This window comes from Gordonia sp. L191 (assembly GCF_030077625.1).
Taxonomy (GTDB): Bacteria; Actinomycetota; Actinomycetes; order Mycobacteriales; family Mycobacteriaceae; genus Gordonia; species Gordonia polyisoprenivorans_A.
Genome location: NZ_CP125996.1, coordinates 2,643,431 through 2,656,079, shown reverse-complemented (window position 1 = coordinate 2,656,079; position 12,649 = coordinate 2,643,431). Strand labels below are relative to the sequence as shown.

Sequence of the window (12,649 nt, the reverse complement as noted above, 5' to 3'; positions counted from 1 at the left end):
GCCCGAGGAGGCCGCATGAACCGGACCATCAGCGTCGTGGTCGTCGACGATCACCCGTTCTTCCGGGACGGTCTGTTGCGAGGACTGTCGGCCAGCGGTCGCATCCGGGTGGTCGGGGAGGCCGGGGATGCGCGGTCGGGGATCGCCACGATCGGCGAACTGCAGCCCGACGTCGCCGTCGTCGACTACCAGATGCCCGGCATGACGGGTATCGATCTCGTCCACGCGGTGACCCGGGACGGTGTCTCCACCAAGGTGCTGCTGCTCTCGGCGGTCACCGATTCGGTGGTCGTGTTCGACGCGCTGCGCGAGGGTGCGGCGGGCTACATGTCGAAGGACGCCGACCGCGACGCCATCGTCGGAGCCGTCGAACGGGTCGCGCGCGGCGAGACGGTCGTGCCACCCGAGCTCGCCGCCGGTCTCGTCACCCAGATCCGGGCGCACGCCGCTCCCGGTGTACCGACACTCAGTGAGCGAGAAAGCCAGGTGCTCAACGGTTTCGCGCGAGGCCTGTCCATTCCGCAGATCGCCGCCGAGCTCTACATCGGTGCGTCGACCGTCAAGACCCACGCGGGCAACCTCTATCAGAAGCTCGGTGTCTCCGATCGTGCCGCCGCGGTCGCCGAGGGCATGCGGCAACACCTCATCGAATGAGTCGGGAGCCTCTCGGGCGGTGGCGGCCACGCGGGTTTTCCGCACCGGGTCTCGGTGAGCCGGCACTCGACCGCATCCTCTACGAACACGCCCTGCTCGGGCTGCGTGTGCAGGTGGTGGTGCGGCTGACGCTGGCGGTGTTCACGACGCTTGTCGTCGCCCTCGATCCACCCGCGCACCTGTTGGTGCCGACCTGGGCGGTCGTCGGCGCCTACGTGGTGTGGGCGGTCGCCAGCATCGTGCCCGCACGACGTGCCGGCCGGCGGACGCTGTACTGGGCGTGGCTGGCGCTGTTGGTCGATCTGGTGGCCCTCACCACCGTCGCGTCCTTCGCCGCCGCCTCCGACGCGACATGAACGTGGTCAAACATGCCCGCGCGCACCGGGTGGAGCTCACGCTCGAGCACACCGACGGGCAGGCGCGGCTGATCGTCGTGGACGACGGTGTCGGCGTCACCGACGACGACGTGTCGGGCGAGCGACTCGACGCCCAGATGGCCACCGGCCACCTCGGGCTCGCCTCACGTCGGGTTCGGCTGGCCGCCGCCGGCGGATCCCTGACGGTCCGGGCCCGCCCCGGCGGCGGGACCGTGGCGATCGCGACGGTCCCGACAGACCGCTGAGCCGATCCGCCGAGCCGGTCCTCCGTTTGCCGTTCGGGTCCCACGACACGCGCAACGTGCGGGGAATGTTCGGAGCAATTCGACGTGACCACACCCGTCACACCAGTCCCAGAGTTGTCGCCGTGGGCAGAGTCGGTCGTCGCCCGGCGAGATCGCCGCATTCTGGTGTCGGTCTCGACACACCCCGCTCACCTGCGGTTATGGTCGCAACCATCCGGGTTGATGGGGTACGGTGATGCCCGATCGACCCGCCCACCGGCGGGCGGTCCGCGGGCAACCTACAGCACCGCCCACGCGGCGCTTGGCAGGGGTGGCCCTCGCAAATGCCTGCTCACGTGGGTACGGTCGCTTTCGCCGCACCAAATCGGTGAGTGCCGGTCGTGGCGATCCGTCGCAGCGACCCACCGCACCCGCTCACGAGCGGCCACACGCCACCGGGCACCACACGGTGCCGGTGCAGTCCAGATCGATAACGAAAGACGGAGGAACCCGTGGCGCTTCCCCAGTTGACAGACGAGCAGCGCGCCGCTGCGTTGGAGAAGGCTGCTGCCGCCCGCCGAGCGCGCGCCGAGCTCAAAGAGCGTCTCAAGCGTGGTGGCACCGACCTCAAGCAGGTGCTCAAGGATGCCGAAGATGACGAGATCTTGGGCAAGATGAAGGTCTCGGCCCTGCTCGAAGCCCTGCCGAAGGTCGGCAAGGTCAAGGCGCAGGAGATCATGAACGAGCTGGAGATCGCCCCGACGCGCCGCCTGCGCGGTCTCGGCGATCGTCAGCGCAAGGCGTTGCTCGAGAAGTTCAGCTCCTGACCGAGCACAACGAACACAGCAGCGTGATGGGCCAGCCCACACGTACGAGGGGCCGACTGGTGGTACTGGTCGGCCCCTCTGCTGTGGGCAAGTCGACGGTCGTCGGCAGGGTTCGGGAGCTGGTTCCCGACCTGTGGTTCAGTGTCTCGGCGACCACCCGCGATCCCCGCCCCGGCGAGGTCGACGGACGCGATTACCACTTCGTCTCCCGCGCCGACTTCGACCGCATGATCGCCGACGGCGAGTTGCTCGAATGGGCCGAGATCCACGGCGGGCTGCAGCGCTCGGGCACACCGTTGCGCCCCGTGGAGCAGGCGCTGGAGTCCGGCGTGCCGGTTCTGCTCGAGGTCGATCTGGTCGGCGCCCGCAATGTGCGACGCCGACTTCCGGAGGCGGACCTGGTGTTCCTGGCTCCGCCGAGCTGGGACGAACTGGAGTCACGATTGCGTGGTCGCGGCACCGAAACGCCCGAGGCGATCGATGCCCGATTGGCCACCGCACGCACCGAGATGGCTGCTCAGGACGAGTTCGATCACGTCATCGTGAACTCCCGAGTCGACCGCGCCGCCGATGAATTGGTATCCTTGCTGGTCGGACCCGAATCAGCGGCGAGCTGACCGCCGCCGGCGACCATGTCGCCGGTTCCCGCCCAGATGCCAACCCCTCAGATTCCAACCCCGCAGACTTCCACCCCGACAGACTTTCCACCCCACAACTCCCAGGAGTTCGCGTGAGCACGCAGACCAACTTCGAGATGACCGAGATCGCCGACGCACCGGCCTACGACACCCCGCTGGGTATCACCAACCCCCCGATCGACGACCTCCTCGAGCGCGCGTCGTCGAAGTACGCGCTGGTCATCTACGCCGCCAAGCGCGCCCGGCAGATCAACGACTACTACAACCAGCTCGGCGACGGCATCCTCGAATACGTCGGCCCGCTCGTCGAGCCGGGTCTGCAGGAGAAGCCGCTGTCGATCGCGATGCGCGAGATCCACTCCGACCTGCTCGAGCACACCGAGGGCGAGTAAGAAACCCCGCAGGTCCGCAGATGACCGCAGCGACGACCGGCCCGGCAGCACGCGGCCGCAAGCGCATCCTGATCGGGGTGGGCGGTGGGATCGCCGCCTACAAGGTGTGTTCGCTCATCCGGCATTTCACCGAGGACGGCCACGACGTCCGGGTCGTGCCCACGCGCAACGCGTTGGAATTCGTCGGCGCCGCGACCTTCGAGGCGCTTTCCGGTAACCCGGTCAGCACCGAGGTCTTCGACGGCGTCGACGAGGTCGTGCACGTACGGCTCGGCCAGGGTGCCGACCTGGTGATCATCGCCCCGGCGACCGCTGATCTGCTCTCGCGTGCCGCGACCGGCCGTGCCGACGATCTGCTCACCGCCTCACTGCTGGTGACGACGTGCCCGGTGTTGTTCGTGCCGGCGATGCACACCGAGATGTGGCGCCACCGGGCCACCCAGGCCAACGTCGCGACGCTGCGGGAGCGCGGGAACATCGTCATGTCGCCGGCGTCGGGCCGGCTCACCGGAACCGACAGCGGACCCGGACGTCTGCCCGAGCCTCAGGAGATCGCCCTCATCGGTGAGCTGTTGCTCGACCGCGCCGACGCCCTGCCGCACGATCTTGTCGGGGTACGCGTACTGATCAGCGCCGGCGGCACCCGCGAGCCTCTCGATCCGGTCCGCTTCCTGGGTAACCACAGCTCCGGCAAACAAGGTTTCGCACTCGCCCGCGCGGCCGCACAGCGCGGTGCCGAGGTGACCGTGGTCGCCGGGTCGACCGCCGGGGCCGGCGAGCCCGCCGCCGTCGAGGTCGTCCCGATCGACAGCGCGCGCGAACTGGCCGCGGAGATGACCCGCCGCGCCGCCGACGCCGACGTCGTCATCATGGCGGCCGCGGTCGCCGACTTCCGGCCCGTGTCCACCGCGGAGTCCAAGATCAAGAAGGGTGACGCGGGGCCCGCTCCGGTCGAGTTGACCACCAACCCCGACATCCTGCGCGGACTCGTCGAGGCCCGTGACGCCGGATCCATCCCGGTCGAAACGGTGATCGTGGGTTTCGCCGCCGAGACCGGCGACGAGACGGGTGGGGTCCTCGACCACGGTCGCGCGAAACTCAAGCGCAAGGGGTGCGATCTGCTGGTGGTCAACGCCGTGGGCAACGGCAAGGCTTTCGGCACCGAGGACAACACCGGGTGGCTGCTGTCGGCGCACGGCGAGGAGACCGCACTGCCGATGGGGACCAAAACACTCATGGCGAGCCGGATCCTTGACGCGGTCCGCTCACTGGTGCCTGATGGATCGGGCACCGCAACGCCCGCCACGCACACGTCATGACCCCTGTGTAGTTTTGTCTACGATCACCGGCGACGTCCGTACGTCGCCGTCACGACCTCGAGAGGATCCGATGTCCAGCTCTGCGTCCCGCCTTTTCACCAGCGAGTCCGTCACCGAGGGACACCCGGACAAGATCTGTGACGCGATCAGCGACTCGATCCTCGACGCCATCCTCGATCAGGACCCCAAGGCCCGCGTCGCGGTGGAGACCCTGGTCACCACCGGGCAGGTACACGTCGCCGGTGAGGTGACGACCAGCGCCTACGTCGACATCCCGGGCATCGTCCGCGGCAAGATCCTCGACATCGGCTACGACTCGTCGACCAAGGGCTTCGACGGCGCGTCGTGCGGTGTGAACGTGGCCATCGGCGCGCAGTCGCCGGACATCGCCGGCGGCGTGTTCAACTCCCACGAGAACCGCAGCGGCATCTCCGAGGACGAGATCGACGCCCAGGGCGCGGGCGACCAGGGCTTGATGTTCGGTTACGCCACCAACGAGACCCCCGAGTACATGCCGGTGCCCATCGCCCTGGCTCATCGCCTGTCGCGCCGCCTGACCGAGGTCCGCAAGTCCGGTGCGCTGCCGTATCTGCGTCCGGACGGCAAGACCCAGGTCACCATCGAATACGACGGTGACACGCCGGTCCGTCTCGACACGGTCGTGCTCTCCACCCAGCACGCCGCCGACATCGACCTGGACAACATGCTCACCCCCGACATCCAGAGCCAGGTCGTCGACCCGGTTCTGGCCGAACTCGATCTGCCGGGTCTGACCACCGACGGTTACCGGCTGCTGGTGAACCCGACCGGCAAGTTCGTCCTCGGTGGGCCGATGGGCGACGCCGGGCTGACCGGCCGCAAGATCATCGTCGACACCTACGGCGGTATGGCACGTCACGGTGGTGGCGCCTTCTCCGGCAAGGATCCGTCGAAGGTCGACCGCAGCGCCGCCTACGCGATGCGTTGGGTCGCCAAGAACGCGATCGCCGCGGGCCTGGCCGACCGCGTCGAGGTGCAGGTCGCCTACGCCATCGGCCGCGCCGCACCGGTGGGCTTGTTCGTCGAGACCTTCGGCACCGAGAAGACCGACCCGGTGGTCATCCGGCGAGCGATCTCCGAGACGTTCGACCTGCGTCCGCTGGCGATCATCCGCGACCTGGATCTGCTGCGCCCGATCTACGGTCCGACCGCCGCCTACGGCCACTTCGGACGCACCGACGTCGACCTCCCGTGGGAGCGCACCGACCGCGCCGAGAAGCTCCGCGCGGCCGCCGGACTGTAGTCCCCGCATTGGCGGCCGGTGGTGAGCGCGCCGGGGCCCGTGAGCGTGCACACACCGCACCCATCGCCCGTGTCCTGCCGATGCTGGGGCTCGCCCACCTCGACCGGCCCTTCGACTATCTGATCGACACCGAGCAGGACGGCGACGCGGTACCGGGTGTGCGGGTGCGGGTCCGCTTCGCCGGGCGGCTCGTCGACGGGTTCCTGTTGGAGCGGATCGACGAATCCGATCATGAGGGCCGCCTGGGCTGGATCGAACGGATCGTGTCCGCGGAGCCGGTGCTCTCCGCCGAGATCGCCCACGTGTGTCGCGCCGTCGCCGACCGGTACGCGGGCACGATGTCCGATGTCCTGCGCCTGGCCGTGCCCCCACGCCACGCCCGCACCGAGGCGCAACCGACCCCGACGCCGAGTACGGAGGTGGTCGTGCCCGACCGCAGCGCCTGGCAGGCCTATCGCACCGGCGCGGCGTTCCTGGAGTCGTTGGCGTCGTCGAATCCGCGCGCGGTATGGCAGGCCACCCCGGGAGAGAGCTGGCCGCATCGGCTCGCCGATCTCGCCGCGCTGACCGCCGCCGCCGGTCGTGGCGTGGTCATCGTCGTTCCCGACCAACGCGACCTCGATCGCCTCTCGGCGGCCTGCGAGCCGCTGTTGGGCGATCGCTGCGTCACCCTCGCCGCCGGTCTGGGGCCGACCGCCCGCTACCGGCGGTGGCTGGCGGTACGGCGCGGAGGAGCCGACGTCGTCCTCGGTACGCGCAGCGCGATCTTCGCGCCGGTGCACGATCTCGGGCTGATCGTGGTCTGGGACGACGGTGACGACAGCCTCAACGAACCGCGCGCACCATATCCGCATCCCCGGGAGGTCGCGGTGCTGCGCGCCCATCACGAGCAGGCCGGGCTGGTGATTGGCGGCTACGCGCGCACCGCCGAGGCACAGGCGCTCGTCGCGTCGGGCTGGGCGCACGATCTCGTCGCCGACCGCGCCGTCATCCGCGAACGCGGCGCGGCGATCGAGGCCATCAACGACGAGGACGTCCGCGTCGCGCGGGATCCGTTGGCGCACACCGCACGTATCCCGGCGGTCGCCTTCGATGCCGCGCGGCGCGCGCTGGCCGCCGACGCGCCGGTGCTGTTCAGTGTCCCGCGGCGCGGCTACATCCCGTCGCTGGCCTGCGCCCGCTGCCGCGAACACGCCCGCTGCCGGGCATGCCACGGACCGTTGCAGATGGACGCCCACGGATCGTTGTCCTGCCGGTGGTGTGGGCGTCCCGAGACCAACTTCCGATGCCCGGAGTGCGGCGGCACCCGTGTGCGCGCCCTCACCGTCGGCGCCCGACGGACCGCGGAAGAACTCGGCCGGGCCTTCGCCGGCGTGCCGGTCGTCACCAGCGGGGGGACCGGCGTCGTCGACGAGGTGGAGCCGGGCCCGCGCGTGGTGGTGGCCACACCGGGGGCCGAGCCGGTGGCGCCGGGCGGTTACGGGGCAGCGGTCATCCTCGACACCTGGGCTCAGCTCGACCGCGCCGATCTGCGCGCCGAAGAAGATGCCGTGCGCCGGTGGATGGCCGTCGGCGCGCTGGTCCGGGCACGGCGACAGGGCGGGACGATGGTCATCGTCGCCGACTCGACGCTGCATCCGGTACAAGCCCTGATCCGTTGGGACCCGGTCGGTTTCGCCGAGACCGAACTCGGGCGTCGCGTCGAGCTCGGCTTCCCGCCCGCGGTCACGATGGCCTCGATCGACGGTCCGGCCGAGCTGGTCACCGGTTTCGTCGACCAGATCGAGTTGCCCGACGGCGCCGACACCCTGGGCCCGGTCCCGCTGCCCGACGGTGTCCGTCCGCCCGCGGGCAGCGCCGACTGGGACCGGCCGGGCGGGCACGGCGCTCCCGACGAGATCGAACGGGTGCTGATCCGCACCGACCGCCGCGAAGGTCGCCGGCTGGCCGAGGCCCTGCGCGCCGCGCACATCCGGCGCAACGCGCAACGCGAGACCGGACCGATCCGGGTCCAGATCGATCCGCCTACGATCGGATGAACGCCGCGCACGTCGTGCGTGGGTCGAGATGGTCGAGCGAGTGGAGGAAACCGGCGTGAGAATCGTGTTCGCAGGAACACCGGAGGTCGCGGTGCCGTCGCTGCGACGGCTCATCGAGGGTTCCGAGCACGACGTCGTCGGAGTCATCTCCCGTCCGGATGCGGTCTCGGGACGCGGCCGCAAGGTGCACCGGGCGCCGGTCGCCGAACTCGCCGACACCCACGGCATCCCGGTCATCACCCCACGACGTCTCGGTGAACCCGAGGTCGCCGAGACGCTGCAGGGCTGGGCGCCCGACGCCGGGGCGGTCGTGGCCTACGGCGGGCTCGTGCCGCCGTCCCTGCTCGAGCTGCCCACCCACGGCTGGATCAACCTGCATTTCTCGGTGCTGCCCGCATGGCGGGGAGCGGCGCCGGTCCAGGCGGCGATCGCCGCCGGTGATGCCACCACCGGAGCCAGCACGTTCCGGCTCGAGAAGGGCCTCGACACCGGCCCGGTCTACGGGGTGCTGACCGAGGCCATCCGCGACACCGACACCAGCGGTGAACTCCTCGACCGTCTCGCCGACGCCGGCGCGGGTCTGCTCGTCGACACGTTGTCGGGCATCGAGGCGGGTGCGCTGACCCCGGTTCCGCAGCCGGCCGACGGCGTCAGCCATGCCCCGAAGGTCGAGGTCGACGACGCCCGGGTGCGGTGGGAACTGCCCGCGCACATCGTCGATCGCCGTATCCGCGCGCACACCCCGGCGCCGGGCGCCTGGACCACCCACGGTGACCTCCGGCTCAAACTCGGGCCGGTCACGATCGCGGATTCGGCTGCACCCGGGAACTTGGCGCCGGGTGAGGTATACGTGACGAAGAAGGCCGTGTTCGTCGGGACGGGCACCACCCCGGTCCGTCTGGGCCCGGTGCAGGCACCCGGCAAGAAACCGATGCCCGCAACCGACTGGGCGCGGGGCGCCCGCCTCGACGAGGGGAGCGTGCTCGGATGAGCAGACCACGCGGAGACCGCAACGGATCCAGCCGCCGCGGGACCGACCGGGGCAACCATCGTTCCGGTCCGGGACGCGGCTCCCGCAACGACCCGAAGGTGCGGGACAAGGCAGTCGATCCGGTCCGCGAGACCGCCCGCGACGTGTTGCGTGCGGTCCGTGAGCGCGACGCCTACGCCAACCTGGTGCTGCCGAAGATGTTGCGGGAGCGCCACATCAGCGGTCGCGACGCCGCACTGGCCACCGAACTGACCTACGGTTCCGCACGCGCGCAGGGCATCCTCGACGCGGTCATCGCCGCCGCCGCGAACCGCCCGGTCGACGAGATCGACGGCAAGCTGCTCGACGTGCTCCGGCTGGGCACCTACCAGCTGCTGCGCACCCGGGTCGGTGCCCACGCGGCCGTCGATACCTCGGTGGACCTGGTCCGTTCCGAAGCCGGCATCGGCCCCGCCGGATTCGTGAACGCGGTGCTGCGCAAGGTCTCCCAGCGCGACGAGGAGCTGTGGGTCGACCAGCTCGCCCCGTCCATGGCCGACGACCTGATCGGTCACCTGGCCTTCCGGTATGCGCATCCCCGGTGGATCGCGGAGGTGTTCTACGACGCCCTCGGCGGGTCGTTCGGACAATTGCAGGCCGCGCTCGCCGCCGACGACGAGCGACCGCCGGTGCACCTCGTCGCGCGGCCCGGTTTCATCACGGCCGAGGAACTCGCGCTGACCAGCGGGGGAGAGATCGGCAGATACTCGCCGTATTGCGTCTACCTGCCCGGCGGCGATCCCGGTGACGTGGAGGCGATCCGGCAGGGCTACGCCGGCGTACAGGACGAGGGCAGCCAGTTGGTGGCGCGGGCGGTGACCGTGGCCGACATCGGCACCGACGGCGGTCGGTGGCTCGACATGTGTGCCGGGCCCGGCGGCAAGGCCGCCCTGATCGGCGCGCTCGCCGACATCGACAACGCGCACCTCGACGCCATCGAGGTCAGCGAGCATCGCGCCGACCTCATCCGTGGTGTGGTGCGCGATCTCCCGGTCGACGTCCACGTGGCCGATGCGCGCGATGTCACCGCCCACACCGGACTCGCGCCCGGCTTCGACCGGATTCTGCTCGACGCCCCGTGTACCGGCCTGGGATCGTTGCGCCGCCGACCCGAGGCGCGGTGGCGCAGGCAGCCGACCGACGTTCCCGAACTCGTTGCGCTGCAACGAGAATTGCTGACCGAGGCGCTGCGGCTGGTTCGTCCCGGCGGGGTGGTGCTGTACTCCACGTGTTCCCCGCATCCGGCGGAGACCACCGACCTGGTGTCGGGGGTGCTCGAATCGGTCACGGCCGCACGCCAACTCGATGCGCGGCCGCTCGTCGGCGCCATCGAGCTCGGCGACGGTCCGCACGTGCAACTGTGGCCACACATCCACGGCACCGACGCGATGTTCCTCGCCGCGCTGACACGCGACTGAGACGCGCGGACCGAGGAGCAGGCGAGACAGATCAGACGGCGACGTCCTCGGCCGTCGCCGACCGCCACACCTCGACGGCGTCGGTGACCGGCAGCCCGAGCGCGTCGCAGATGGCCACCACGGTGCCGAAGCTGGGAGTGGCGATCCGGCCCACCTCGATCTTGCGCAGTGTTTCCGGGGAGATACCCGCATCTCGCGCAATCGTTTCCGGGTCGCGTCCGGCGCGGGCGCCGCGGAGCAGAGCGCCGAGCCGGCGGCCGGCCGCGACTTGTTCGGGGGTCAATGGAACGCGCACCATGGCAGCCATCCTAGCCGGTATTACTGTACCGAACCATGATAGCCTCGATTGGTATAACAATACCGGTGCGGTTCCCCCTGGTGTGACCTGAAGTGGAGTGCAATGATCGAACTGAAGTCCCCGGCCGAGATCGACAAGATCGCGGTCACCGGCCGCTTCGTCGCCGAAGTCCTGCACGAGCTCGGCGGGCGGGCCCGGCCCGGCGTGAACCTGCTCGACCTCGAGGCGCACGCCCGTACGATGCTCGACGCGCGGGGTGCCCGGTCGTGCTACTGGGACTACGCGCCCTCGTTCGGTCGTGGCCCCTTCCGCAACGTGATCTGTCTGTCGGTGAACGACGCTGTGCTCCATGGTCTTCCACACGACCACGTCCTCACCGACGGGGACGTGTTAACCATGGACCTCGCGGTGTCGATCGACGGATGGGTCGCCGATGCGGCGGTGACCACCCAGGTCGGCACCGCCGACGACGAGGTGAGCGCGCTCATCGATTCGACGCGCCGTGCGCTGGCCGCGGGAATCGAAAAAGCGGTGCCGAAGGGCCGTCTCGGTGACATCTCCGCTGCCATCGGCGCGGTCGCGCACGCCGACGGCTACCGCGTGAACACCGACTTCGGCGGACATGGCCTGGGACGAACCATGCACGAGGATCCGCACATCGCCAACACCGGGCGCGCCGGCCGCGGCATGCGACTCAAGGCGGGGATGGTGCTCGCCCTCGAACCGTGGTGGGGTCTGGGTACCGACGAACTCGTCGTCGACCCCGACGGATGGACCCTGCGTCTGGCCGACGGACGCGTCGGAGCCCACACCGAACACACCGTGGCGATCACCGACGACGGACCACGCATCCTCACCGTGGTGTGACCGATCCGGGGTCGTGACCGATCGGGGGAGTCACCGGTCCGGCACCAGGGTGCCCTGGTGATACAGCGCCACCCAGTGCCCACCGTCGTCGCGCTCACTGTCGTCGTGCCCACCCTCGTGGCGCCAGATGGTCGCCCGGCGCGACACCCGATCGTCCTGGTGCAGCGTGTAGGTGACCAGATGGGTGTCGGGGGCGATGCTGCGCACCGCGAAATCCTCGACGCGCCAGGTCTCTTCGGCGTCGGCGGAGGCTGTGGTGGAGGAGGCGGTGGCATGACGCCGGAGGAGTACCGACCACACGTACTCGCGGTCGTAGCGGCTGCCCGAGGCGCCGACCTCCGAGAAGTCCACATCGGTCATCCGGTCGAATTCGGCGCGGGAGAAGCCGCGCTCCCAGCGGTGGAAGATCGGTTCGCGCCGCCACAGGGCCTCGGCGGCTCCACCGATGTCTACGCCCGGGAACCCGCCGATGCCGTTGCTCGAGACCTCACCGTCCATGGTATCGAGTGTCGCACCGGCGGTGATCGACCGGCGCCAAACCCGACTTCGTCGGTGCCGGTCGGCCGCGTAAGTTGTCTGCCATGAGTTCCCCGATTGCCCCGATGATCGCCCCGTCGATCCTCTCGGCCGACTTCGCCAACCTCGCCGCCGAGGCCGACGCGGTCTCCGGACCGGGACCCTCGCGCGCCGACTGGTTGCACGTGGACGTGATGGACGCCCACTTCGTCCCCAATCTCACCCTCGGGCTGCCGGTCGTGGAGAGCCTGCTCAAGGCCACCGACATCCCGCTCGACTGTCATCTGATGATCGACGATCCCGGTCGCTGGGCCCCGCCGTACGCCGAGGCCGGTGCCTACAACGTCACCTTCCACGCCGAGGCGACCGACGACCCGATCGCCGTCGCCAAGGACATCCGGGCCGCGGGCGGAAAAGCCGGCCTCGCCCTCAAGCCGGGCACCCCGCTCGAGCCGTACCTGGAGATCCTGCGTGACTTCGACACCCTGCTCGTGATGAGCGTCGAACCGGGTTTCGGCGGCCAGAAGTTCATGCCCGAGGTACTCGACAAGGTGCGCGAGATCCGCACGATCGTCGACGCCGGTGAGTTGCGGCTGCTCGTGGAGATCGACGGGGGCATCCACGACGGGACGATCGCGGAGGCCGCCGAGGCCGGCGTCGATTGCTTCGTCGCCGGGTCCGCGGTCTACGGTCCCGCCGACGCCGGTGCCGCCGTCGCGGCGTTGCGTGAGAAGGCAACGGCCGCACGGGCTCACGCACACTGACGTC

At 70.0% G+C, this 12,649-nt stretch carries 15 protein-coding genes; 13 read left to right on the top strand and 2 right to left on the bottom strand.

Translation table 11 applies throughout. From position 1 onward, the window contains the following. Nucleotides 1–15: 15 nt before the first annotated feature. The 11 genes from QNM97_RS11830 to QNM97_RS11780 all read left to right on the top strand — a co-directional run bounded on the left by QNM97_RS11830 (nt 16) and on the right by QNM97_RS11780 (nt 10,200). Nucleotides 16–654, top strand: a complete 639-nt coding sequence (locus tag QNM97_RS11830) for a response regulator (protein WP_283822881.1) — start codon at nt 16–18, stop codon at nt 652–654. Beyond that, complete coding sequence (locus QNM97_RS11825; protein WP_283822880.1) at nt 651–1,010, top strand: hypothetical protein; 360 nt, start codon at nt 651–653, stop codon at nt 1,008–1,010. Before QNM97_RS11830 ends, QNM97_RS11825 begins: the two co-directional genes overlap by 4 nt. After that, nucleotides 1,007–1,276, top strand: coding sequence for an ATP-binding protein (locus QNM97_RS11820; RefSeq protein WP_283822879.1), 270 nt, complete (start codon nt 1,007–1,009; stop codon nt 1,274–1,276). The genes QNM97_RS11825 and QNM97_RS11820 overlap by 4 nt, the downstream gene beginning before the upstream one ends. A gap of 491 nt (nt 1,277–1,767) precedes the next feature. Continuing rightward, a complete protein-coding gene (gene mihF, locus QNM97_RS11815; RefSeq protein WP_006370261.1) occupies nt 1,768–2,082 on the top strand; it encodes an integration host factor, actinobacterial type in 315 nt (104 codons plus the stop codon). A gap of 26 nt (nt 2,083–2,108) precedes the next feature. Then, nucleotides 2,109–2,699, top strand: coding sequence for a guanylate kinase (gmk, locus tag QNM97_RS11810; protein WP_208791111.1), 591 nt, complete (start codon nt 2,109–2,111; stop codon nt 2,697–2,699). Between the two features lie 113 nt (nt 2,700–2,812). Then, entirely contained in the window at nt 2,813–3,112 is a 300-nt protein-coding gene (rpoZ, locus tag QNM97_RS11805; RefSeq protein WP_012834143.1) for a DNA-directed RNA polymerase subunit omega, read from the top strand. A 20-nt stretch (nt 3,113–3,132) separates the two neighbouring features. Beyond that, the gene (coaBC, locus tag QNM97_RS11800; RefSeq protein WP_208791112.1) at nt 3,133–4,431 is read left to right on the top strand and encodes a bifunctional phosphopantothenoylcysteine decarboxylase/phosphopantothenate--cysteine ligase CoaBC; all 1,299 of its coding nucleotides are present in this window, start codon (nt 3,133–3,135) and stop codon (nt 4,429–4,431) included. A gap of 70 nt (nt 4,432–4,501) precedes the next feature. Continuing rightward, the gene (gene metK / locus QNM97_RS11795; RefSeq protein WP_208791113.1) at nt 4,502–5,713 is read left to right on the top strand and encodes a methionine adenosyltransferase; all 1,212 of its coding nucleotides are present in this window, start codon (nt 4,502–4,504) and stop codon (nt 5,711–5,713) included. 8 nt (nt 5,714–5,721) lie between these two features. Continuing rightward, nucleotides 5,722–7,752: a primosomal protein N' gene (locus QNM97_RS11790; protein WP_502875032.1), complete on the top strand. Its 2,031-nt coding sequence runs from the start codon at nt 5,722–5,724 to the stop codon at nt 7,750–7,752. Between the two features lie 55 nt (nt 7,753–7,807). Then, nucleotides 7,808–8,743: a methionyl-tRNA formyltransferase gene (gene fmt, locus QNM97_RS11785; protein ID WP_283822878.1), complete on the top strand. Its 936-nt coding sequence runs from the start codon at nt 7,808–7,810 to the stop codon at nt 8,741–8,743. Then, on the top strand, nt 8,740–10,200 hold the full coding sequence (locus QNM97_RS11780; RefSeq protein ID WP_283822877.1) for an RsmB/NOP family class I SAM-dependent RNA methyltransferase: 1,461 nt from the start codon (nt 8,740–8,742) through the stop codon (nt 10,198–10,200). The genes fmt and QNM97_RS11780 overlap by 4 nt, the downstream gene beginning before the upstream one ends. Nucleotides 10,201–10,231: 31 nt before the next feature. Here QNM97_RS11780 and QNM97_RS11775 read toward each other — a convergent pair whose 3' ends face one another. After that, on the bottom strand, nt 10,232–10,498 hold the full coding sequence (locus QNM97_RS11775; protein WP_208791115.1) for a helix-turn-helix transcriptional regulator: 267 nt from the start codon (nt 10,496–10,498) through the stop codon (nt 10,232–10,234). Between the two features lie 102 nt (nt 10,499–10,600). On the opposite strand from QNM97_RS11775, the gene map reads away from it, so the two are divergent. Beyond that, nucleotides 10,601–11,365 carry a type I methionyl aminopeptidase gene (map, locus tag QNM97_RS11770; protein ID WP_283822876.1) on the top strand — a complete coding sequence of 255 codons (765 nt, stop codon included), beginning with the start codon at nt 10,601–10,603 and terminating at the stop codon, nt 11,363–11,365. A 30-nt stretch (nt 11,366–11,395) separates the two neighbouring features. Here map and QNM97_RS11765 read toward each other — a convergent pair whose 3' ends face one another. Beyond that, entirely contained in the window at nt 11,396–11,863 is a 468-nt protein-coding gene (locus QNM97_RS11765) for a nuclear transport factor 2 family protein (RefSeq protein ID WP_283822875.1), read from the bottom strand. An 83-nt stretch (nt 11,864–11,946) separates the two neighbouring features. Between QNM97_RS11765 and rpe the strand changes: the two genes are divergently transcribed. Beyond that, on the top strand, nt 11,947–12,645 hold the full coding sequence (gene rpe, locus QNM97_RS11760) for a ribulose-phosphate 3-epimerase (RefSeq protein WP_208791117.1): 699 nt from the start codon (nt 11,947–11,949) through the stop codon (nt 12,643–12,645). Nucleotides 12,646–12,649: the final 4 nt, after the last annotated feature.